The organism is Planotetraspora sp. GP83 (assembly GCF_041262585.1).
Lineage (GTDB): Bacteria > Actinomycetota > Actinomycetes > Streptosporangiales > Streptosporangiaceae > JAOEGB01.
Genome location: NZ_JBGCBZ010000001.1, coordinates 430,535 through 452,750, shown reverse-complemented (window position 1 = coordinate 452,750; position 22,216 = coordinate 430,535). Strand labels below are relative to the sequence as shown.

Sequence of the window (22,216 nt, the reverse complement as noted above, 5' to 3'; positions counted from 1 at the left end):
GGCTCTTCAGCCGCCCGCCGCCTGTCCGAACGGGGCGTTCGCCTGGCCACCGGAGACCTGGCAGACCGTGACGCCCTGACCAAGGCGGTCGCCGGAGTCGAGGCGGTCTTCGGCCTGTCGGTGCCCTTCGGCAGGGGCGGCAAGGAGGAGGAAGTCGCCCAAGGCCGCCTCCTGGTCGACGTCGCCGCCGCGCTCGGCGTCCACCTGGTCTAATCCTCGGTGCGCGGCGCCGACCGCATACCTTCACCGAATGGCGCACACGGTCGACTGGGAGCACGTCATGGCCGCATGAGAAGGCCATCGACAGGATGGACATGGAGCTCGCTCCCACCCGCGAATGCCCACCCCGCCGGGAAGCGCGTACCTCAAACCCTGCGCGCACCGGCGTTGAGTCCGCTGGGTCGTCCGTGAGGTGGCACCGCCACGCGCGTAGGAGGGCCGGGGCGTTCCGTTCAGAAAAGTTAATGAGGCCAAACGCGCATGGGCGTGCCGGGGACGGGGATCGGCGGGCCGGCGACCAAGCGCCCCTGATGGCGAGGTGTGCCCGCCCTGTTCGGGGGGAGAGGACGGGCGGTCCTTCGCCCCGGCGGGGCCGGGCCTCCCTATGCGCCCCCTGTCCGCTTTCCCGTCCGCGTCGTCTCCCTAACACGCCGCCTGCGCCTGCGCCGTCTGCCCGCCCGCCGCTTTCCAGTCCGCGCCGTCCTGGCCTGCGCGCCCTGCTTGCCGCGCGGCCTGCGCCGCCCTGCTTGCCGTTCCACGCCGCCTGCCCGCGCTGTCCTGGCCCGTACGCCTGGGCGCGTCGGTCCCCTTGGCCGTTCCGACTTCTAAGCGGGTGCGTGCTCGTGGTGATCGAGGCCGGTGAGAGTAGCTTGTCCGAGGGCAAGGTAGATCTTTTCTGTACCCCTTCTGACCTGCGGCTCTGTGGTTGATCAAGTCCTGGTTTTGTCGTAGGTGCTGGATAGCGTGAGGGCAGTTCTTGAGATCCGTTGGAGCCCGGGGGAGGTGCGTTTTGATGGTCGGATCCCCGATCGACGTCTTGGGCTCCTCTCATACGGCGCGTGCCGCCAGGCGCAAGCTGCCCGACGTCCTCAAGGGCACTGTGCTGGACCCTGACTATGTTCCGCCGCAGCGTTCCGCCGACGAGGCGTACGGCGACGCCTGGCAGCACGAGGCATACCGTCAGTTCGTCCGGGGACCCTCTTCCGACGCCGGCACCTCCGGTTCCTCCACGAGCTCGAGTGATTCCGACCCCTCCGGCAGCGAGTCCTTCGACGGTGAGCCGTCTGGCGGTCAGCCGGTGGGGTCGGGGGTGTTGGTGTCGGAGTTGCGGGAGATGGCGGCCCGGCTGGCGGTGGCCGGCCTTCCCGGCACCGCCGCCTTGTGTCTGGTTGAGGTGGAGGAGTTGCTGTACGCGCGGGATCGGTTGACTTCGGCGATCGCCGCGCGGGTGGGCCGGGTGCACGCCGCTGGGGAGGCCAAGGGTGTCGGGTATGCCTCGACCGGGACGTGGTTGCGCGGCGCGGCGGGGATGACCGGTGCGGGGGCGTCGCGGTTGCTCCGGCTGGCGACGGAGCTGGCCCGGCTGCCGGTGGTGCGGGGGCGGTTCGCGGCCGGGACTTTGGCTGAGGGGCCGGTCGATGTGATCACCCAGGTGACTTCCCGGCTGACCGATGAGCAGGCCGCGCTGGTGGAGCCGATCCTGGTGGACCTGGCCGATCATGCCACCCCGGCGGAGATTTCCAAGGCCGGGCGGTACCTGCGCCAGTTGCTGGATCCGGGGACGCTGGACGACGAGGCGGATGCTGATTACGCGACGCGGTTCCTGCTGGTCCGCCCCTCCTCCACGGGTGGGGTGGAAGGCGAGTTCCGGTTGCCGCGTGAGGCCGGCGCCCGGCTGCGCGAGTTTTTGACCGCTTACGCCCGCCCGAAGGGCAAGGACGACGACCGGCCGCTGCGGGTGCGGCAGGCCGACGCGCTGGCCGCGTTGTTGAGCAAGAAGGTCAGCACCGAACTCCTGGTGCTGGTCCGGGCCGAATCCCTCCCCGACGACATCACCCCCAACAAGCCCACCAGCGACAACCCCACCGCCACCGCCACCGCCACCGCTACCGGCACCGAGGCCGCCGGCCCCACCACTGAAGCGGCTGACCCCAGTGGTGCTCGGCCTGGCTCGTCTCAGCCTGGTGACGGCTCCACGTGCTGTGCCGACGGAAGGTGCCACGACGCCGGTGCGGGTTCCCCTGGGGCAGATGCCGGACGTCGGGTTGCGGACGCGAGTGCGGAGGCGGGTGCGGAGGCGGGCGCGGGCACCAGCGCGGGGGCGGGTGCCGGTAACGGCGCAGGTGCCGGTGCGGACGCTGGCGGCGCTGCGGGCCAGAGGGCGGGGGACGCGGCGTGCGGGAGGTGCGGGCACAACCCCGACCGGCTCGCGCCCGGGCTGCTGATCGCGACCGGGCAACTGCTGCCCATCTGTGACGTGCAGCGGCTGGCCCGTACCTCCCGCCTGGTCCGCATGGTCGTGAACGCCCAAGGACAGGTCCTGAACATGGGCCGCGCCGTACGCCTGGCCACCCCCGCCCAACGCCAGGCGCTGATTGCGCGTTACGCCACCTGCTACTGCGACGGCTGCGCCATCCCCTCCGACATGACCGAAATCGACCACGTCAAAGGCTGGATCAACGGCAGCGACACCAACCTGGACGACCTGGCCCCCGCCTGCCCCTGGCACAACCGCGACAAAGCCGCCCACCCCGACCGCTACACCACCCACCGCAACCCCGACGGCACCTGGACCCTCACCCACCTCGGCAGAAAAGGCCGCTACGCCGCCCGATTCCGAACCTGAGCGGGAGGCCCAGACTGATCATGCTGAACCTCGCACAGGCTTGCTGAACACGCACGAGCCCTGCTTAAGCACGCGCGGGCCCTGTTGAGCCGGACAACGAGCCACGGTCAACCCGCTCAGGTTGCGCTAGCGCTGGGCCGTACGGGCGACGATGCCTGCTGGGGCGCTCAACCGCGCGCGCATGCCGAGCTGTGGCGGCAGCGCTGAGCCGTGGCGCAGCGCGGAGCCGTACATATCAGGACGAACCGGTCCGGGCAGCCCTGAGCGCTGGGGCTGTAGGGCGAGGCCACTGCTGGGCTGAACTCCGCGAAACTCGCTGAGCTCGCTGAACTTCGGCTGGCTCCGGCACATCGGCGTAGGGGGCCGTGGACTTGGCCGCTGGGGCCGCTGTGCACGTACCGGCGGGATTAGGGCCGGGTATCCGTGCGGCGGGCGCCGAGCCATTTGGCGGCACGGTCGGCCGTCTTGTAGAGGACCGGCGTGCCGAGGACGAGGTTGCCGATGCGGCGGCGAGGTTCGTACGTCAGCCAGTGGGCGGCGGCGGAGAGGGACGGCCGGGCGATCCTGCCCTCGGCGACCATCAGTTCGCCGTTCTTCAGGCTGTCCTTGTAGCCCTTCTCCCCGCGGCCGAGGTCCATGAGGGTGACCCCGGCCTCGGACGAGGCGCGGCAAAGACGCAGCCGGTGGATCAGGCCGGGGGAGTAACGGGCGTACTCGGGGTCGTAGGTCGGGAACCATCCGACGAGCACGTCCTCGGTGCGTACGCCGAAGTTCCCGGCGACCAGGCGGTCTCCGGCGTACAGCAGGCCGAGGGTGCCGACGAACACGTCGGTGTTGATCTGGTGCAGCCGCTCGACGAGCCGGACGATCCACGGCTGGGCGAACCGGTCGGACCGTCCGGTCCGCTGGTACTGCGCGGACTTCCACCGCAGCAGCGTGCGCAGCGCGTCCGAGTCGGGCGAGTCGAACAGGAAACGGACCTCGCCGACCTCGCGGCCAAGCCGCCGCTCCTTCTTCAAGGTCGACTTGTAGATCTTGTTGGAGCGCTCGGCGAGTTCCTTGGCGTACGACTCGTAGCCGTCGCTCATATCGATGATCGGAGAGGGGTGGAGCGCCTTGTGATGGCGGGGGAACTGCGCCGGGTCGAGGTGGTCGAACTCCCAGACGGCGAGGTCGCAGGCCTTCAGCAGCTCGCGCGGGGGCACCTCCAGGCCGGGCGCGTGGACCATCCCCTGCAGGTCGGACAGGCCCGCGCCGATCGGCTTGCCGACACCCGCGGCGTGCCGCTCGAAGGGGAAGAAGGCCTCGCCCCCGTCGATGACGGCCACCCGGGCGTTGGCGCGGACCTCGCCCACGGCCACCGAGTATTCCGGTGACAGGAAGGGGTTGGGGCGCGTGTCGTGGGCGCGCTGCAACGCCCGCCAACGCTCCAGCTCCGCGGGACCGAGCTCTCCGGGGCGGACCACCTCGATCTTCACCGGTTCCGCAGCCTTCCGTAGGTCTTGAGCGCACGGTCCGCCAGGCCGTACAGGCGGGGGTTGCCGAGGATGAGCCCGCGCGCGCGGCGCACCGGAGCGCGCCGGAGCCAGTGGAGCCCGGCTCCGGCGGACGGACGGCTGGCGACGCCCTCGGAGAGGGGCAGGGTGCCGTTGCAGATCGTCTGCTTGTAGTCCCCGGCGGTGCCCGTGTCGATGTGCCGGATGCCGTGCCCGGCAGCCGCCTCGACCAGGTGGAGGTGGTGGAGCATGCCGGGGGAGTAGCCGCCGAGCTCGGTGTCGTACGCGGGGAACCAGCCCGCCATGACGCCCTCGCTGACCAGGCCGAAGTGCCCCGCGATCGGGCGGCCGCCGACGTAGAGCATCGACAGGGGGGCGCGGAAGTCGCCGGTCCGAACGTCGTGGAGGCGCTCGACCAACTCGGCGACCCAGGGCTCGGCGGTCCTGTCGGCGCGGCCGATGCGGCGGTACTGGTCGGACTTCCACTTCAGCAGTAGCGCGAACTGCTCTGGATCGCGAACGTCGTAGTCGTAGGTGACGGGGCCGATTTCGCGTCCTAATTTGCGCTCTTTGTACTGCAATGTCTTAAACGACTTGGGCGACGATTCGCGAAAAAACGTGATATAGGCCTCATGTCCGGCTTCGAGGTCCAGGAGAAGAGCCTGTTTGGGAGACGGCGCCTGCTTGGGCGAACCGCCCGTGAACCACGGCTGGCCGCTCACAAGGTACTCGAACTCGAAGACGTCGAGACCACACCCCCTGAGCAGCTCATGTCCGTCGAACTCCGCCCCGGGGGAGTGCACCACGCCCTGGGCCAGCGTCACCCACGAAGCCAGGGGCCGGGCGGCGCGGTATCCCGACGGTTCGAACGGGAGAAATCCCGCGGTTTCGCCGCCGTCGGAGATGATGGCGACCCGAGCGTCCTCGCGCACCGCGCCGACTTCCACGGCGAACTCCGGCGCCAGCCACGGGCTCGCGAGGTGTGGCGACGCGCGGCGCATGGTCCGCCAGGCCGCCAGCTCGGACGGACCCAGATCGCGGGGTCGGACGACTTCGATCTTCATGTGGGGCGGATCCGGTGTGCTAGGGGGACGTGACCGCGCCATAATAATCACGTTGCGATCCTCGGCCGTGGTGGATGACGGCCGCCGTCGCGCCGACTGACAGCGATTTCCCGATGCACCCTGATGCTTCCCCGATGTTTCGCCCCGACGATTCCGATGATTTCCCCCGACGAAGGAATCCCGTGATGACTGCCGCGCCCGTAGATCGCTCCATCAGCGACATCGATCTGGGCAGCTTGAGCTTCTGGGCGCGTCCGCACGAGGACCGGCTGGCGGCGTTCGAGCGGCTCAGGCAGATCGAGAAACCCATGTACTTCGGGGAGCCCCGCGTCCCGGGGCTGCGGTCCGGCAAGGGCTTCCACGCGTTGGTCAGGCACAAGGAGGTGACCGACGCGCTGCGCAACCCCCAGGTGTTCAGCAGCTACCCGTCGGTCTCGATCCCGCCGCCGCCGCGGTGGGCCAAGTACATCTTCGGCAACTCCATGGTCAACCTCGACGACCCGCAGCACGGGCGGCTCCGGCGCATCATCGCGCGGGCCTTCACGCCGCGGATGCTGAACAAGAGCGAGGAGGACGTCACCGCCAACGTCAACCGGATCATCGACCGGGTCATCGAGCACGGTCCCGGCGGCGACTTCATCACCATGGTCGCCAACCCCGTCGCCGCGGGCGTCATCTGCGACATGGTCGGCGTGCCGGAGGAGCATCGCAAGCTGGTCATCGACCGGGTGCACACGTGGGCCGACTACACCGGCGTCCGGCCGGGCTTCCTGTCCTCGCTGCGGCTCGCCGCGAAGAACACCCGGGGCATGCTCGGCCTGCGCTCAATGGTCATCGAGCTGGGCAAGGAGCGCCGCAAGAGTCCGAAGGAGGACGTGATCTCATCCCTGGTCACCGCCAACATCGACGGCGAGAAGCTGACCAGCATGGAGCTCGGCGCGTTCTTCACGCTCCTGGTGACGGCCGGCATCAACACCGCGAGCAACGGCATGGCGCACGGCCTGCGGCTGCTCACCGAGCACCCCGAGCAGCGCGAGCTGCTGCTGTCGGACTTCGACCGTTACATGCCGACGGCGATCGAGGAGATCATCCGGTACGTCACGCCGGGCATGCGGACCGGGCGGACCATCACGACCGAGCACGAGGTCAACGGGCAGACGTTCCTCCCCGGCGACAAGGTCGTGTTGTACTTCCTGTCCGCGAACCGGGACGAGACGGTGTTCACCGATCCCGACGCCTTCGACATCACCCGTGACCCCAACCCGCACGTCGGGTTCGGCGCGCCCGGCATCCACTTCTGCCTCGGCGCCAACCTGGTCCGCAAGGAGATGACCGTGGCCTTCCGGGAGCTCTTCCGCAGGCTCCCGGAGATCCGTGCCGTCGGGAAGCCCCGGCAGCTGCGCTCCAACTTCGAGAATGGCCTTACCGAGCTGCGGTTCGAGTTCTGAGGACGGCGTGGTGACCGAGCAAGCACAGGAGCACTACCGTCACGCCCGCCGATCGCGATCGCTGCCGTGGCTGTCGCTGCTGCTGGTCACGGCCGCCATCGTGGGCGCGGTGGTCCTGGTGATGGCGATGGCCGGCCCGGACCCGAGCACGCCGCCGCCCCGGCCGCTCAAGGCCCCGCAGGACACGGCCGCCGAGGAGCGCATCGCCGAGTCCGGTCTCGGTACGGTCGACACCGTCGGCGGCTCCTCGATGGGGAAGAACTGGCCGGTGTGGGGCTTCACCCACACGAGGTTCAGCGCCGACTCCGGCGACTCGGCTCCGACTGACAGGGCGCAGGCGGCCATCGCCCGCCGCCCCGTCCTGCAGAACCAGCACATCATGGGCTTCGGCGCACTCAACCCGGAGCCGTCGCCCGGACACTACGACTTCGGCAGCCTCGACAGCCGCATGGAGCTCATCCGGCGGACCCACGGCGTCCCGGTCATCACGCTGTGCTGCGCCCCGGACTGGATGGCCGGCGGCGAGGCCGGCAAGACCCAGGAGAAGTACTTCACCCAGGCGCCGCTGCGCAAGCACTACGACGACTTCGCCAAGCTGGCCGCGACCGTCGCCAAGCGCTACCCGTTCGTGAAGCACTACATCGTCTGGAACGAGTTCAAGGGCTTCTTCGACGAGCACCTCAAGCGGTGGGACTACGAGGCCTACACCGACCTGTACAACCGCGTCTACGACGCGCTCAAGAAGGTGAACCCCGACATCCAGGTCGGCGGGCCGTACATCAACGTGACCGACCGGCCGGGCTGGGACTCCGAACTGAAGGGGCCCTGGGGCAGCGAGGACCAGCGCGGGCTGAACGCCATCAAGTACTGGCTGCGCAACAAGCACGGCGCCGACTTCGTCGTCGTCGACGGCACCTCGGAGTCGTCGAAGGGGATGTATCCGGACGAGTTCCGCGCCCTGGAGAAGTTCACCGCGGTCGATGCCTGGCTGCGCAAGCAGACGGACCTGCCGATCTGGTGGGCGGAATGGTACTTCTCGCCGGCCGAGGAGGACTGGACACACGAACAGCGCACCGCCGTACAGGCCAGCGGCATGATCGAGTTCGCGAAGAGCGGCGCCGCGGCCGCCCTCTACTGGAGCCCTCAGACGACCGGTGAGGAATGCCCCGGCTGCCTGTGGACCAACACCGACGTGCCCGAGGGCGGCAAGCCGCTCCCGGCGCTCACCTTGATGCAGAACTTCGCCCGGTGGTTCCCCGCGGGCACCAAACTGGTGACGGTTAAAGCGCCGCCGACCGTGCGGGTCCTCGCCCAGCCGAAGAAGATGGTCGTCGTCAACACCCAGGACGAGTCGCTGACCGTCGACGTCGACGGCAAGAAGGTCGACCTCGGCCCGTACGAGATCCGCTGGCTGGACCGTTGAGAAGCGCCGCGTGAGACCGCACCGTTAGGAACCGCACCGTTAGGAGAGGGAACCGTGGACCAGTGGCCGCCGGTGACTGTGGTCGTCTGCACGACGGGCAACCGGCCGGACATGCTCCGGGCCGCGCTCAAGAGCGTGGCCGACCAGGACTACCCCGGAGACATCACGGCGGTCGTCGTCTTCGACCGGTGCGAGCCCGATCTGGGCGTGCTGAGCGACGACCCGCACCGCCGGGTCACCTGGACCGGCAACACACGCGTGCCCAACGTGGCAGGCAGCCGCAACAGCGGCATCCTCGCCGCTGAGACCGAGCTCGTCGCGTTCTGCGACGACGACAACACCTGGCGGCCGGGCAAGCTGCGCGCCCAGGTGGCGCTCTTCTCCGCCGAGCCGGAGGCCGCGCTCGCGTCCTGCGGGATGGTGTCCACCCAGGAGCGCGTCTTCCCGGGCGACCACATCACGTTCGACGACCTGCTGCGCTCCCGGCTTCCCTCGGCGACAACCTCGTCGTTCCTGATGCGCCGATCGCTCCTGCTCGGCCCCGTGGGCATCTTCTCGGAGGAGATCCCGCGCGGCTTCGCCGAGGACTACGAACTGCTGCTGCGCGCCGCCAGGCACGCCCCCATCCCGTACGTGCGGGAGGTGCTCGTCGAGGTGCCGCCGCACGAGGGGTCGCACTTCTACGGCCGCTGGGAGCAGATCGCGGACTCGCACGAGTGGCTGCTGGAGCACTACCCGGAGTTCCGCCGGACTCGGCGGGGCTACGCGCGGCTCGCGGGCCAGGTGGCGTTCGAGAGCTCGATGGCGGGCAACCGCGCGCGCTCGCTGCGCTGGGCCCGTCGTGCCCTCCTGGCGAGCCCGCTGGAGCCGCGCACCTACGCCGCGCTGGCGATCTGCTCCCGCCTCGTGACGGGGGAGTGGGTGCTGCGCCAGGTGCAGGCCCGCGGCAGCGGCACCTGACACAGGCGTCTGAGGCAGGCACCTGAGACCCGGTCTGGACCGTCAGCCTCCTCCGGCGAGGACGCTGAAGCGTTCGAGGACGACGCCGGCGACGATGATGAGCAGCGGCAGCGACGCGAGGGCGAGCTTGCGGCTCCACCACCACGCGCCCCTCGGCTGCAGGATGCGGATCATCTCCCGGGACAGCACCACGATGACGAGCAGCGCGAGCGCCGCGACGCCGTACGGCGTGGCCGGTGTCGAGCCCACCCGGAACGGCAGGGCCTCAAGGGCCGGTGGGAACTTGCCCTTCGGCGGGTTCTTCAGCGTGAAGACCGCCGCGTCGTCGTTCCACAGGACCGTGCGCAGCTCCGGGCTCCTGGAGAGCGCCGCCCGGATCCGGGGCCCCCAGTCGGCGGGGTAGTTGGCGTCGATCTGCAGTGAGGCGTCCTGGCTCCGGGTGGCGAGCAGGAACGACCCCGGGCCCGCGTCGCGGAGCTGGTCGATGACGGCCTTCACATCGTCGGGGTTGCGCGAGGTCGGAGTCCTGACCTGCCTGACCCGTTCGACCCCCTTGACACTCCAGGCGATGCTCGACCCGCCGGGCCCGTCGGCGACCAGATAGAGGACCCGGGTCGTCGGCAGCTTCTGGGCGTAGACGTAGTCGACCGCCGCGCGCTCAAGCGGTGAGGTCCACTCGTACTTCTCGTTGCCGAATCGCGCCAGCAGGAACGCCCCGGCGAGGGCGAGCACGCACACGCACGCGGCGACCGGACGCAGCCCGAGCAGGATCGACCGCAGTCGGGACCGTGCCGACCTGGCGCCCGCGGTAAGAGCCGCCGCTTTCAGGGCCGCCTTGCCGCCCGCCGTGCGGCTCGGCAGGTCGGGGAAGAAGAGGTAGGCCACCAGGAGGCTCGTCGCGGGCAGCGTGAAGAGGTAGACCCGCAGCCCCAGCTCCCCGCCGTAGCTCAGCATCGCCAGCGACATGACCGGGACGAGCAGCATGACCAGGATCACGCGGTCGCCGATGCCGCGGCGGAGGCGGCGCAGGAACCCGAGCCCGGCGAGCCCGAGCATCACGGCGGTGACGCCGAGCCGGGTGTAGAGAACGATCAGGCGGTCGGGGTCGGTCGAGCTGATCCGGCCGGTGGTGTTCTGGGTGAGGTTGCCGCCGACCTGCCCCACACCGCCGACCATGCTGCTCAGGTGCCCCGACCAGTACGCCACGGCCATGTAGTTGACGTACGCGGCGACGAGGACGGCGAACAGCACGGGAAGCAGGAAGCTGAGCCGCGTGCGGCGGAAGACCACGAGGCCGCCCAGCACGCCCACCATCATGAACGGTGTGATCTGGTGCGCCGCGGTCGTGGCGGCGAACAGGAGGACCATCACGAACAGGACGATGATCCGGTCCGATCTGCCGCTCTTGCGCGCGGGCAGTTCGCCGGGCTGGAGCGTCCAGCGCTTGCGCCAGAAGGACGGCGAGGGGTCGATTTTGACGAACCACGTCATCAGCATCGCCACGAAGAGCAGATAGAACAGGTACGTCAGACCCTGGGGCGAGAAGTAGTCCTGCCCGACCCACTGGGCCACCACGAAGATCAGAATCGCCAGCCACTTCGCCCGGCGGTCGGCCCGCATCCGGCGGGCGATGGCGAGCAGGGGCAGCAGGTAGAGCACGTTGGAGATCAGCGGCCACCAGTTCATCAGCGTCGCCGGGTCGGTGACGCCGGCCGCGCGGATGAGGAACGCCGCGAAGGTGGAGAACCCGGGCCAGTTGAACCGGGCGTCGAGCGACAGGAGCGTGTCTCCCGTGCGGGCGATGTAGTCGACGAAACCCGCGATCGTCCAGGCGACGGGGAAGCGCGGCAGCGGTTCGACGAGGATCGCCGCGCCGTGCAGCGTGAACAGGATGGCCAGGATCTGGAGGAGCAGCAGCAACGGCCGATGCCGCCGCCGCATGAGCGTGTCGAAGAAGACCAGGATCAGCAGGCCGATCGCCGCGAGCGACACCGGCGGCATCACCGAGATGAGGCCGAGCCCGTTCATCCGGTAGAGGTCGACGCCGACGAGGGCCCCCGGGTGGGCCCGCATGGCGATGACGTACATGACGAGGGCCTCGATCGTGATGACCGGTCCCAGCCACGTCCCGGGCCGCCGGATCAGGGAGACCAGCCCCCGCGTCGCCTGCCGCCGGGTCCGCCCCGCCGTCTCCAGCAACTGCCGTACGGCCTGGCGTCCCGAGGCTACCCCGCCCACGGCGGGCCGTTCCTCGTCCTGGACGGCGGGGGGAGAGCCGACGGCTCCGGCGGACGTCACGGCTTCCATTTTGACCTGTTCGATGGGCTCGCCATCGCAGATCCTGTGGAGGTTCCGGGCGATCGCCGTGGCCATCAGGATCTGCGTGACGAGCATCGCCACGCCCACGCCGGTGATGCCCATGCGCGGCAGCAGAACCATGGTGAGGCCGATGGCGAGGACGCACCGCACGGCCTGGATGAGCAGCAGCGAGCGCGACCGCCCGAGGGCCCGCAGCGCGCCCAGGTAGAGCTCGACGACGGCCCGCGCGAGGGTGGCCAGCGCGAGCAGGCGCAGCAGCGTGGTGCCCTTCTCGGAGAACTGCTCCCCGAAGACGGAGAGCACCCACGGCGCGGCCACGAGCACCAGGGCGACGATGGGGGTGAGCGCCAGCAGGCTGCGCTGGAGCGCGCGCCGGCACATCGCCCCCAGCGCCGCCGGGTCGAAGGCCCCCTCGACGGTGAGCGAGGTGGCCATCGTGAACGCGAAGACCTCCAGCAGCCCGCCCACGGTCGTCGCGATGCCGTAGTAGGCGTAGGTGGCCTTGGAGACCTCCGTGGCGATCATCACGGGGATGAGGTAGGTCGCCGCGAGCGTGAAGACGGACCCGAAGTAGTCGCCGAAGACGAACCTGGCGATCGAGCGGAGCGAGGGCGGGGTCCGGTGGGCCGTCTCGATGATGTGCTTAGGGATGAGCCGGCGGAAGACCAGGTAGTTGACCGGCAGGATGCCGATCGCGACCGGGACGATCCAGGCGAGGAAGACCTCCCAGGAGACCTCCCTGCCCTGGCCCGCCAGCATCACGGCGCACCCGGCGACGGCGGCCACCTTCAGCAGGCTGACCGCGATGTTGACGATCGGCACCCAGGCGGACTTGCGCAGCGCGGTGAGGACGACGTCCTGCAGCGTGGCGACGGACCAGACGACCACCACGGCGGCGAAGACCAGCCCGGGGCCCCACCCGGACAGGATCCGGTAGTTCGGCTCGTCCCCGGCCACCGCCAGGAAGATCACGGTGCCGATCAGCCCGAGAACGGCGCCGACCAGGTAGACGCCGCCGATGAAGTGCCGGGTCCGGTGGCTGGTCTCGGGGATGAACCGGGTGAGCGCGCCGACGAACCCGAAGGACGTGAGCGCTGCCAGCATGCGCATCGCGCTGATCAGGGCCTGGCCCTGCCCGACGTCCTCGGTGCGGAAGAACCGCGTCGCGATCATCCAGTAGCCGACGCCCAGGGCCGCGCTGATGCCCGCGTTGACGATCAGCGCGTACGCGTTGCGCAGCAGCGGGTCGTCGAGGTCCGCCGGGAGACGTCTCCTGAGCGTGCTGCGCCATCCCTCCTCGTGATCGGTGGGTGCGTCCTCGGGCCGTACGATGTCAGTCATTTAGTTCGATCTTGCTTGGCTCGCGAGACACTCGCAACAGCACGGCCCCGGCGGCGGTCTACATGTCAGAAGGATGTCAGGGAGGGGGTTCTTCCCCGGCGGGAGTCTGTCAGGCTTCCGCGGCGGGGTCCTTCAGGCCGCGCCGCGGTCGGCGGCGGAAACCGTGGAACGGTCGCGCTCCACAATAGGAGACCCGGTCCGTCTCTCTCGCACGATCGTCTTCAGCACCCGCCAGCCGTCGCGGATCGCCCGGAGGTTGCTCGTGCCGTGGATGCGGTTGCGCTCGTGGCTGGGGATCTCGTGGACGCGAAGCCCGGCCTTGGCGGCGCGGATGTTCATTAGGGTCTCGACCTCGAATCCGGCGCAGTCGGGGGCGAGCGTGTCGAGGTGGCAGGCCCAGAAGGCGTTGTAGCCGTAGCACAGGTCGGTGTAGCGCGTGCCGTACAGCCGGTTGACGAGCGAGCTGAGCACGAAGTTGCCGAACCGCCTGCTGAGCGTGATGTCATCGCTGCCGCCGCCGCTGGCGAAGCGCGACCCCTTGGCGTAGTCGGCGCCCGCGACGAGCGCGCCCACGAACCGGATGATCTCCTGGCCGTCGGTCGACCCGTCCGCGTCGATCATCACGATGAGGTCGCCCGTGCAGGCGGCGAAGCCCGCGGCGAGCGCATCACCCTTGCCCCGGCCGCGCTGCTGCACGACCCTGAGGGTGGGGCGCAGCCGCCGCGCCACCGCCACCGTGTCGTCGGTCGAGTTGCCGTCGACCAGGACCACCTCGTGGATCCAGCGTGGCAGGGTCGCGAAGACGTGCGGCAGGTTCTCGGCCTCGTTGAGCGCGGGCACCACCACGCTCACTCGGGGCGATATGGCCATAAGCGGCGAAATCCGGATAAATCCGTCTACGGCTGGCTTCGGCGAGAGCGTCGTTAATTGTGAAACCTGGAAAGACTTGGTGCTCTCGGGATTCATGTTGTGGGGATCCTCCGGGGGCATGGTGCTGGCGGCGTCATTGGCACAAGGCACGTTGCCCTTCGCTCAGCTGCGAGGACGTTCAAACGTACCGGGAAACGTACCGGGTAGGTCACTGAGGGCGGGCATGGACGGCAGACCGTCCGAAACCCCGCCGAAAACCGAGGTTACCTTCCCGATCTTGCCTCGGGTGGCCCACCCGGTGAATCCGCCGCCGCCACCCTCATGGAAAAGAACGCCATCGATGCCCCCACCCTCGCCGGGATCCAGAAGAACGGCCAGCTCAGCCCGCTTACTCCGCTTCGGGGTGACGAGGCGGCGTAACCTGGGCGGCCGCTGATCGTTATACCTATCTGACCAAGTGGCCGGTTGACTGTCAACCGCGGACGTTTGGCCCGGCCTTTCCGTTCACCGTCGTATCCGAATCGTGATCGGGAAATCCGTCATGCCTTCCGGACGGGCGCGGGGCGCTCGCCGATCCAGCGGGCCGACCTCCGGTCCGTGGTCGAAGGGGGCGACCGGCCCGGCCAGCCGCGCCGGTCCGGGCGCGCCGAGTCGTGCGGCCTCCGGCCGGGGTGCGGCGATCCGCGCGGCTTCGGGCCGGGATGCGGCGCGTCGTGCTTCCTCCTCCGGTCCGGCGTCGAGCGGAGGCGGGGATGGGGGCTCACTCCCGGCGTACGGCGCGGGCCGGGGGGAGGCCCCGGCTTCGAAGGGCGGCGCGGGCTGTGACAGGGGCCCAGGCAGTGGCTCCGGCAGTGGCTCCGGCAGCGCCTCAGGCAACGGCTCAGGTAGTGGCTCTGACAGCGGCTCCGGCAGGGGCCGCATGGCGGCGAGCCGCGCCCGGGACGGGCGGTCGCCCAGCCGCCGAGCGACGTTCGCCCGGAGCTGGGGGAGGTATCCGTAAAGGCGGTCTCCGGGGCACGAGGTCGTGTTCAGGTCACGGTGGCCGATGATCGCGACGTTGGGGTCGAGGCCGTAGACGCCGCACAGCCAGGCCAGCAGCGACGTCAGCGAGGCGAGCTGGGGGGAGGTGGGGAGCTCCGTCATGTACGTGCCCTCGGTCTCCACCCCCATCGTGTGCCGGTTGTGGTTGGCCGTCTGCGCGCCCATCGCGAGCTTCCCCTCCTCGATCGCGGGCAGCGTCCGGTTGCGGCCCTCCAGGATGTGGCCGCCGCGGCTGACCGTGAAGTGCTCGCCGATGTCCTCCCAGCCGTTGTGCTTCATGTGAAAGCGCTGGATGGCCTGCGACAGCCGGAACGCCGCGTCGAGGCTCCGGTCGCCCGTGTTGACCGTCGCCGTGTGGTGGATGACGATCCGGTCCGGCGCGCGGTCGAGCACGAGGGCCTTGCTCTTCGGCGGCGCGGCGCCCCAGGCGTCGCGCGTGAAAACGCGCGGACGGCCCGCCTTCGCGTCGTCGGCGGACTGGGTCGACTGGGTGGACTGGGCCATGGCCCGGCCCGCCGTTCCCAGCAGGATCCCCCCGGCCAGCCCGCCCCCGGCCGACAGGAACGCCCGGCGCGTGACGGATCCGTCCGAGATCGCTGGCATGCGGCCTCCCCGAGTGAAGCGCGGGTCCTCGGGGGACCCACGTTCCGGCGGGAGGTTGGATCCATATCCCCGGCTCCGGCTCCGGATATTCCTCGGAGCCGAAAACCGGTCACATCTCAACCAAAATGTCCGAGCTATTCCCGGACGGCAATTCCCCAGGTCGCCGACGTAACGGCACCATTGCGAGAATTACCAGCAAATCGCCGACCCGGTCACGGAATGGCGGCCAGGAATCGCCGTTGGTCCTCGGCGGGCAGGCCGTCGATGAAAAGGACGCCGTCCAGGTGGTCGGCCTCGTGCTGGAGGACCCGGGCCAGCATGCCGATCGCCCGGATCGTGACCGGCTTGCCGTACATGTCGCGGCCGCGGGCGACGGCGGAGAACGCCCGCTCCCGCGGCCACCACATCCCGGGCGCGGACAGGCACGCCTCGTCGGCGAGGATCGTGCGGCCCGAGAGCTCCAGGCGCGGGTTGACGAGGTGCCCGGCCCTGCCGTCCACGTCGAACGCGAGCACCCGCAGCGGGACGCCGATCTGCGGCGCCGCCAGCCCGGCCCGTCCCGGTCCCGCCCGCATGGTGGCGGTGAGCGACCGGACGAGCTCCCGAAGGGATCGGTCAAAGGTGGTCACCGGCTCCGCTACGGCACGTAGCGCAGGATCGGCGAACATACGGATCTGCCGGACAGCCATGCACGCTCCCCGCGGCGACGACGACACGAGAACGAAATTCCCATCTATGGGCGGTACCAACCTTTGTTAAATCCATGTTGCATTGGTGACAGCTATGGATCGGATGTTTCACCGGTGCGGCACATGTAACCGCCGCACCGTCACACATAGTCAAGGCGCGTAACCCGTTCCTCCTAATTTCGGGGCAGAACCCAGCTGAACCCCGACAGACCGGGAGGAACGATGACGATGACCGAGGTGGCCGGGGCCACGTCCGAGAAAGGCCGCTGGATCAGCGACTGGCGCCCCGACGACCCGCGTTCTGGGAGAGCACGGGCAGGCGCGTCGCCCGGCGTACCTCATCCTGTCGATCTTCGCGGAGCACCTGGGCTTCACGCTCTGGACTGCAGCTGAAGATCGTCGTAGGGGGCAGACGTGGGTCATGTCGATCCTCTACATCGGCACCTTCGGCTCGTTCATCGGCTACTCCACGGCCTTCCCGCTGCTGATCAAGTCACAGTGCCCCGAGCACCTCGGGCTCATCTCCTACGCCTTCCTCGGGGCGCTGCTCGGCTCGCTCGTCCGCCCGGCCGGCGGCTGGCTGTCGGACCGGCTCGGCGGGGCCCGGGTGACGTTCGTGAACTTCGCGGCCATGGCGGGCGCGCTGTTCCTGGTCTGGCAGGGCCTGAGCGCGCACAGCGCCGGGTTGGTCTTCGGCGCCTACCTGCTGCTGATCGCCACCGCGGGGGTGGGCAACGGCTCGACCTACCGCATGATCCGGGCGATCTTCCGGGCCCAGGCCGTCGAGGGCGTGCCGCCCGCCGACGAGGCCGCCCTGGACAAGGCGGTCGCCGCCGGTAAGCGCGACGCCTCCGCCGCGATCGGGATCATCTCCGCGATCGGCGCCTTCGGCGGCTTCTTCATCAACCGCGGCTTCGGCACGTCGATCGCCGCCACGGGCGGCGCGGGTGCGGCCATCGGGGCGTTCGCCGTCTTCTACGCGCTGTGCTTCGCGCTCACGTGGTTCTGCTACCTGCGGACCGTGGGCGTGAAGGTCGCCCCCAGCCTGGCGGCGGCCCGCGTCTAGAAAACACCGGTCTGGCAACACCGGTCTGGCAACACCGGTCCGGCAACACGGGTCCAGAGAACGCGGGTTCAGAAACCGCGGGCCCGGCGAACACAGGTCCAGGGCCACGCTCCGAGCGGGCTCACATCTCGCCGGACGCGTAAGTGAGCGCGGTTAGCGGCTTGTAGCACAGCAGTAACAGGAGGGACCCAGCGGTGAAACCGCCTGAAAGCACCATCGGACCCATGCCGATCTCACTATCCGCCGAGGGGCCTGTGATGTCGCGGCCGCCGGTGGGCGCGGCGACGCACTGCCCCTACTGCGCCCTGCAGTGCGGCATGTTCATCGCGGACGGTGAGGTCACGCCGCGTACGGACATCCCGGCCAACGCCGGCGGCCTCTGCCAGAAGGGCTGGACGGCGGCCGAGTTGCTCGGCTCGCCCGAGCGGCTCACCTCCCCGTTGCTGCGCGGCAGCCCGGTGAGCTGGGACGAGGCGCTGGACTTCGTGGTCGGCCGGATCAGGGCGATCCGGGCGGAGCACGGCCCCGACGGCGTGGCCGTCTTCGGGGGCGGCGGGCTGACGAACGAGAAGGCCTACCAGCTCGGCAAGTTCGCCCGGGTGGCGCTGCGGACCAGCCAGATCGACTACAACGGCCGGTTCCGCATGTCGTCGGCGGCCGTGGCCGCCAACCGGGCCTTCGGCATGGACCGCGGCCTGCCGTTCCCGATCACCGACATCGGCGCGGCCGGCGCGGTGCTGTTCGCCGGGGGCAACGTCGCGGAGACCATGCCGCCTTTCGTCCGGCATCTGACAGCCATGCGGGCGAACGGCGGCCGCCTCGTCGTCGTCGATCCTCGTGTCACCCGGACGGCCAAGCTGGCCGACCTGCACCTGCGGGTGACGCCGGGCACCGACCTCGCCCTGGCCCTCGGCCTGCCCGGCCGCCCGGGGTCCGGCTACGGCTGCGTCACCGGCCAGGGGAACGGCCAGGGCGGCCGTGAGCACGGTCAGAAGGCCGACCAGCTCCCGGGCTACCGGAAGATCGACGACCCGGCGGCGCGGGCGCACGTCGCCGCCGTCTGGGGAGTCTCCCCGGCCGACCTGGCCCGGACCCGGCCGGTCGGCCTACGAGCTCCTCGACGCGCTGGGCACCCCGCGCGGGCCGAAGGCGCTGCTGCTGTTCGGGTCGAATCCGGTGATCTCCGCGCCGGACGCCACCCGGGTCGCGGAGCGGCTGGCCGCGCTGGACCTCCTGGTGGTGTCCGACTTCGTGCTCTCCGAGACCGCCGCGATGGCGGACGTCGTGCTCCCCACGACCCAGTGGGCCGAGGAAGAGGGCACGATGACCAATCTGGAGGGCCGCGTCCTGCTCCGGCGGCAGGCCGTGTCTCCGCCTCCCGGGGTGCGGAGCGACCTGTCCATTTTGTACGGCATCGCCGACCGGCTCGGCTGCGGAGAGAAGTTCCCCACGGACCCCCGCGTGGTCTTCGAGGAACTGCGCCGGGCCTCGGAAGACGGGACCGCCGACAACTCCGGGATCACCTACGAGAGGATCGCGGCCGAAACCGGCGTCTTCTGGCCCTGCCCCGCGGTGGAGCCCGGGGAGGAGCCGCACCCGGGGACGCCGCGGCCCCGTCGATCTCGTTCGAGACCGAACGCGACCAGATCAAACCCGTGCTGATCCCCTTGGAAGTGGTGACCGGATGAGCGTTCTCCAGGACGCGTCCCCGCTGTCCGGTGGCCTTTGGACACCGGTCTGCCCCTACGCCGACCTCCTCCCCGAACGCGGCGCGGCGGCGCTCGTGGGCACGCGCCAGGTCGCCGTGTTCCGCACGTTCGACGGAGACCTCTACGCCGTGGGCAACCGGGACCCCTTCAGCGGGGCCTGCGTCATGTCGCGGGGCATCGTCGGGACCAGGAACGGTGAGCCCACCGTGGCGTCCCCCATGCACAAGCAGGTCTTCTCCCTGGTCACCGGTGTCTGCCTGGACGACCCCGCGAAAGCCGTACCGACCTATCCGATTCGCGTCACCGATGGAACCGTGGAGGTGAGCGTGGCATGACCGCGCTTCTGGAGGATCCCCTTGTCACCCCCGAGACGGCGCCCGACGCCCTGGCCGGGTTCACCATCGGGGTGACGGCGACCCGCCGCCGCGAGGAGTTCTCCGCGCTGCTGGAGCGGCGCGGCGCCCGGGTGGTCCAGGCCCCGGCGATCCGCGTCGTCCCGCTGGCCGAGGACACCGGCCTGCTGGCCGCCACCCGCGCGTGCCTGGAGGCGCCGGTCGACTACGTGGTGATCACCACCGGCGTGGGCTTCCGGGGTTGGATGGCGGCGGCGGAGGGCTGGGGGCTGTCCACCGACATCGCCGCCCACTTCGGGGACTCCCGGCTGCTCGCCCGAGGCCCGAAGGCGCGGGGCGCGGTCCGCGCGGCCGGGCTGACGGACTACTGGACCCCGGCGACCGAGTCGTGCGAGGAGGTCAAGCAGTACCTCCTCGCCCGCGACCTGCGCGGTCTGCGCATCGCGGTGCAACTGCACGGCGAGCCGCTCACCGGCTTCGTCGAGTCGCTTCGCGACGCCGGAGCCGAGGTCATCGAGGCGCCGGTCTACCGCTGGCTGCCCTACCGGGACACCTCCCCGCTGCGCCGCCTCGTCACCCAGGCCGTCTCGGGCTCGGTGGACGCGGTGGCGTTCACCAGCGCCCCCGCCGTGATCGCCATGCTGAACGCCGCCCGCGCCGACGGGCTCGAAGAGGCGCTGCTGGCGGCCTTCAACACCGACGTCGTGGCGGCCTGCGTGGGGTCGGTCACCTCCGGGCCGCTCGCGGCGCGGGGTGTGCGGGTCATCCAGCCCGACCGGCCCCGGCTCGGCGCCCTTGCCCGGACGCTCGCCCGCCACCTGCCGGCGAGCAGCGTCACCCGGCTGTCCGCCGGCGGCCACGAGCTGGAGATCCGCGGCCACGCCGTCGTGGTCGACGGTGACCTCAAGCCGCTGCCGCCCGCCCCGATGGCCGTGCTCAAGCGGCTCGCCGAGCGCCCCGGCCACGTCGTGGCACGTTCGGAGCTGCGGACGGTGCTCCCCGGCGGGCCGTCGCGCGACTCCGCCGAGCACGCGGTCGAGATGGCGATCACCCGGCTGCGCCGGGCGCTCGGCCCCGGCGGCATCGTCGAGACCGTCGTCAAGCGGGGCTACCGCCTGGCCTGCGGGCGGGACGACCGATGACCGCCACCCTGGTGCTCGCCGCGCACGGGGCGCGCAGCGGGGACTGGGAGTCCGTCATGGCCTCTCTCGCCGGACGGGTCCGCCGAGCCCGCCCCCGGAGCCGGGTCGAGCTCGGCTTCCTGGAGATCAGCTCCCCGTTGCTGTCCGACGTGCTGGCCGCCGTGCCGGGGCCGGTGGTGGTGGTCCCCCTGCTGCTCGCCGGGGGATATCACGTGCACATCGACCTGCCCGCCGTGGTCGCGCGGGTCCGGCCCGACGCCCACGTGGCGGGGCAACTCGGCCCGCACCCGCTGCTCACGTCCGTGCTGGCCCGGCGGCTCGCCTCGGCCGGGCTGCGGCCCTGCGACGCGGTGATCCTCGGCGCGGCCGGATCCTCGGACCCCGCCGCCCTCGAGGATGTCCGCGCCGCCGCCCGCCTCCTGTCGGTACGGCTGTCGCGGCCCGTCACGGCCGCCTTCGCGTCGGCCGGCGGCCCCACGGTCGCCGAGGCGCTCGATCAGGTCAGGTCGGGGCCCGCCCCGAGGGTCGCCATCGCGTCGTACCTCCTCGCCCCCGGCCTGTTCCACAGCCGCCTGGCCGACAGCGGGGCCGACGTGGTGAGCGCCCCCCTCGGAGTGGACGACGACCTGGCCGCCCTGGTGTGGACCCGCTTCGACGAAACCTGCCGCAGAGCTCTCGACGGCGCTTATAGCGGTGCGCACGACGGGGTTCACGACGGGGTTCACGACGGGGTTCACGGGTTCACGACGGGGCTCATGACGGGCTCCGGCGCCGCGTCTGAGGGCGGCTCAAGCGTCCCTGTTGCCACGAACCGCCGCCCTCGCCGCCCCGCCGGCCGTACCAAGCGGGCCGCCCCTCGCTGACCCTTGGCCGGGCGATCAAGATCGCGGTACGCTCTGGCATGCCAGAAAGCGCCCCGGAAAGCGCGCTAGACGACGCCGCCGAGCAGCCGCGATTACCCGCGCTCACCCGGGTGTTGACGGGTCCTCCCGGACGGGTCCTGCTTCCCCTCGTCGCGCTGGCGGGGCTGATCCTCCTGCACGACAGGAGCCTCCCCGGTGGCGGCCCGATTGCCATTTTCCTGCTTGGGCTCCTGATCGCGTTCATCGCGGTCATCGTCTGGATCCCCCGTTTCGGGGTGGGCCTCCTGCGGTCCGACGGCCGCCCCGGGCTCCTCAAGCACTGGGCGCGCTGGGCCGCCGCTCCGGTCATGGGGCTGGCCGTGGCCGGGCTGGTGCACTTCGACGTGCCCTTCACCGCCAGGTTCGCGCTTTCCGAGGCAAGCCTGGAACGCGTCGCGCGGGCGGTCGCGACAGGGACCGAGCCCGAGAGCGGCGACCGGTGGGTGGGGCTCTATCCGGTGACGTCGATCGAGCGGATCGAGGGCGGCGCGCGGTTCCTGGTGAGCGACACGGGTTTCCTGGACCAGTACGGCTTCGCGTGGAGCCCGAAGGCGCCGCCAACGGAAGAGTCCCGCACCGTGTACACGCACATGGACGGCCCTTGGTACGTGTGGGAGAGCAGATGGTGAGGATCCCAGGAGAGCCGGGCTTGTGGGTCGCCCTGGCCGCCTCGCCGGTTCTTCCCGCCTTGTTCCTGCCGGGGAAATACGTCTGGCCGGTGGGGCCCCTCGTCGCGCTGGCCGCCATGTTCGCCGCTGTGACCAGGGCGTACCAGGACGCGGCGCTGATCCGGGCCGCCCAGGAGCGGGCCCCCGAGCCTCCCGGCCCTTCCGGCGAAGGCGACCCGTCCGTGTCGTGATCATGCAGGGTTTCCCGGGAAGCTCGGACACCGTGGGGGTTTCCCGGATCGTGATCATGTATGGATTCCGTCGCACGCGGTCTGAT

The 22,216-nt window shown here is 70.4% G+C and carries 17 protein-coding genes and 1 pseudogene; 12 read left to right on the top strand and 6 right to left on the bottom strand.

The annotated features are described in order from the left end of the window. Positions 1-21: 21 nt before the first annotated feature. Positions 22-213 carry an NmrA family NAD(P)-binding protein gene (locus ABH927_RS02130; protein ID WP_370017842.1) on the top strand — a complete coding sequence of 64 codons (192 nt, stop codon included), beginning with the start codon at positions 22-24 and terminating at the stop codon, positions 211-213. A gap of 799 nt (positions 214-1,012) precedes the next feature. Next, positions 1,013-2,845 (top strand): DUF222 domain-containing protein, encoded by a 1,833-nt coding sequence (locus tag ABH927_RS02125; protein WP_370017697.1) that lies wholly within the window; start codon positions 1,013-1,015, stop codon positions 2,843-2,845. A 407-nt stretch (positions 2,846-3,252) separates the two neighbouring features. Here the strand turns inward: ABH927_RS02125 and ABH927_RS02120 are convergent, their stop codons facing one another. Then, the gene (locus ABH927_RS02120; protein WP_370017696.1) at positions 3,253-4,323 is read right to left on the bottom strand and encodes a GNAT family N-acetyltransferase; all 1,071 of its coding nucleotides are present in this window, start codon (positions 4,321-4,323) and stop codon (positions 3,253-3,255) included. After that, positions 4,320-5,405 carry a GNAT family N-acetyltransferase gene (locus ABH927_RS02115; RefSeq protein ID WP_370017695.1) on the bottom strand — a complete coding sequence of 362 codons (1,086 nt, stop codon included), beginning with the start codon at positions 5,403-5,405 and terminating at the stop codon, positions 4,320-4,322. Before ABH927_RS02115 ends, ABH927_RS02120 begins: the two co-directional genes overlap by 4 nt. Positions 5,406-5,590: 185 nt before the next feature. Here ABH927_RS02115 and ABH927_RS02110 point away from each other — a divergent pair, with 185 nt between their 5' ends. The 3 genes from ABH927_RS02110 to ABH927_RS02100 are packed head-to-tail and all read left to right on the top strand — an operon-like array spanning position 5,591 to position 9,236. Then, complete coding sequence (locus ABH927_RS02110) at positions 5,591-6,853, top strand: cytochrome P450 (RefSeq protein ID WP_370017694.1); 1,263 nt, start codon at positions 5,591-5,593, stop codon at positions 6,851-6,853. 10 nt (positions 6,854-6,863) lie between these two features. Beyond that, the gene (locus ABH927_RS02105) at positions 6,864-8,276 is read left to right on the top strand and encodes a GH39 family glycosyl hydrolase (protein ID WP_370017693.1); all 1,413 of its coding nucleotides are present in this window, start codon (positions 6,864-6,866) and stop codon (positions 8,274-8,276) included. 54 nt (positions 8,277-8,330) lie between these two features. Further along, complete coding sequence (locus ABH927_RS02100; protein ID WP_370017692.1) at positions 8,331-9,236, top strand: glycosyltransferase family 2 protein; 906 nt, start codon at positions 8,331-8,333, stop codon at positions 9,234-9,236. Positions 9,237-9,278: 42 nt separating this feature from the next. On the opposite strand, the gene ABH927_RS02095 is transcribed toward ABH927_RS02100, so the two are convergent. The 4 genes from ABH927_RS02095 to ABH927_RS02080 all read right to left on the bottom strand — a co-directional run bounded on the left by ABH927_RS02095 (position 9,279) and on the right by ABH927_RS02080 (position 16,099). Further along, positions 9,279-12,896, bottom strand: coding sequence for a lipopolysaccharide biosynthesis protein (locus ABH927_RS02095; protein ID WP_370017691.1), 3,618 nt, complete (start codon positions 12,894-12,896; stop codon positions 9,279-9,281). A gap of 132 nt (positions 12,897-13,028) precedes the next feature. After that, positions 13,029-13,748 (bottom strand): glycosyltransferase family 2 protein, encoded by a 720-nt coding sequence (locus tag ABH927_RS02090; protein WP_370017690.1) that lies wholly within the window; start codon positions 13,746-13,748, stop codon positions 13,029-13,031. Between the two features lie 522 nt (positions 13,749-14,270). After that, positions 14,271-15,410: an N-acetylmuramoyl-L-alanine amidase gene (locus ABH927_RS02085; RefSeq protein WP_370017689.1), complete on the bottom strand. Its 1,140-nt coding sequence runs from the start codon at positions 15,408-15,410 to the stop codon at positions 14,271-14,273. Positions 15,411-15,622: 212 nt separating this feature from the next. Continuing rightward, positions 15,623-16,099 (bottom strand): peptide deformylase, encoded by a 477-nt coding sequence (locus tag ABH927_RS02080; RefSeq protein WP_370017688.1) that lies wholly within the window; start codon positions 16,097-16,099, stop codon positions 15,623-15,625. Between the two features lie 301 nt (positions 16,100-16,400). Here ABH927_RS02080 and ABH927_RS02075 point away from each other — a divergent pair, with 301 nt between their 5' ends. The 7 genes and pseudogenes from ABH927_RS02075 to ABH927_RS02045 all read left to right on the top strand — a co-directional run bounded on the left by ABH927_RS02075 (position 16,401) and on the right by ABH927_RS02045 (position 22,130). Then, entirely contained in the window at positions 16,401-17,165 is a 765-nt protein-coding gene (locus tag ABH927_RS02075; RefSeq protein ID WP_370017841.1) for a hypothetical protein, read from the top strand. A 224-nt stretch (positions 17,166-17,389) separates the two neighbouring features. Further along, positions 17,390-18,776, top strand: a pseudogene (locus ABH927_RS02070) (molybdopterin oxidoreductase family protein); the annotation flags it as partial. Positions 18,777-18,849: 73 nt separating this feature from the next. Beyond that, positions 18,850-19,209, top strand: coding sequence for a nitrite reductase small subunit NirD (nirD, locus tag ABH927_RS02065; RefSeq protein WP_370017687.1), 360 nt, complete (start codon positions 18,850-18,852; stop codon positions 19,207-19,209). Next, complete coding sequence (locus ABH927_RS02060) at positions 19,206-20,369, top strand: uroporphyrinogen-III synthase (protein WP_370017686.1); 1,164 nt, start codon at positions 19,206-19,208, stop codon at positions 20,367-20,369. The genes nirD and ABH927_RS02060 overlap by 4 nt, the downstream gene beginning before the upstream one ends. Then, entirely contained in the window at positions 20,366-21,232 is an 867-nt protein-coding gene (locus ABH927_RS02055) for a sirohydrochlorin chelatase (protein ID WP_370017685.1), read from the top strand. The genes ABH927_RS02060 and ABH927_RS02055 overlap by 4 nt, the downstream gene beginning before the upstream one ends. A 38-nt stretch (positions 21,233-21,270) precedes the next feature. After that, complete coding sequence (locus ABH927_RS02050) at positions 21,271-21,900, top strand: hypothetical protein (RefSeq protein WP_370017684.1); 630 nt, start codon at positions 21,271-21,273, stop codon at positions 21,898-21,900. Then, positions 21,894-22,130: a hypothetical protein gene (locus ABH927_RS02045; RefSeq protein ID WP_370017683.1), complete on the top strand. Its 237-nt coding sequence runs from the start codon at positions 21,894-21,896 to the stop codon at positions 22,128-22,130. Before ABH927_RS02050 ends, ABH927_RS02045 begins: the two co-directional genes overlap by 7 nt. Positions 22,131-22,216 lie beyond the last annotated feature (86 nt).

Bases quoted from the DNA above. Each gene is read 5' to 3' on its own strand.
- ABH927_RS02125 (WP_370017697.1), top strand. From the start codon at position 1,013: ATGGTCGGATCCCCGATCGACGTCTTGGGCTCCTCTCATACGGCGCGT.
- ABH927_RS02115 (WP_370017695.1), bottom strand. From the start codon at position 5,405: ATGAAGATCGAAGTCGTCCGACCCCGCGATCTGGGTCCGTCCGAGCTG.
- ABH927_RS02110 (WP_370017694.1), top strand. From the start codon at position 5,591: ATGACTGCCGCGCCCGTAGATCGCTCCATCAGCGACATCGATCTGGGC.
- ABH927_RS02095 (WP_370017691.1), bottom strand. From the start codon at position 12,896: ATGACTGACATCGTACGGCCCGAGGACGCACCCACCGATCACGAGGAG.
- ABH927_RS02085 (WP_370017689.1), bottom strand. From the start codon at position 15,410: ATGCCAGCGATCTCGGACGGATCCGTCACGCGCCGGGCGTTCCTGTCG.
- ABH927_RS02080 (WP_370017688.1), bottom strand. From the start codon at position 16,099: ATGGCTGTCCGGCAGATCCGTATGTTCGCCGATCCTGCGCTACGTGCC.
- nirD (WP_370017687.1), top strand. From the start codon at position 18,850: ATGAGCGTTCTCCAGGACGCGTCCCCGCTGTCCGGTGGCCTTTGGACA.
- ABH927_RS02060 (WP_370017686.1), top strand. From the start codon at position 19,206: ATGACCGCGCTTCTGGAGGATCCCCTTGTCACCCCCGAGACGGCGCCC.
- ABH927_RS02055 (WP_370017685.1), top strand. From the start codon at position 20,366: ATGACCGCCACCCTGGTGCTCGCCGCGCACGGGGCGCGCAGCGGGGAC.
- ABH927_RS02050 (WP_370017684.1), top strand. From the start codon at position 21,271: ATGCCAGAAAGCGCCCCGGAAAGCGCGCTAGACGACGCCGCCGAGCAG.
- ABH927_RS02045 (WP_370017683.1), top strand. From the start codon at position 21,894: ATGGTGAGGATCCCAGGAGAGCCGGGCTTGTGGGTCGCCCTGGCCGCC.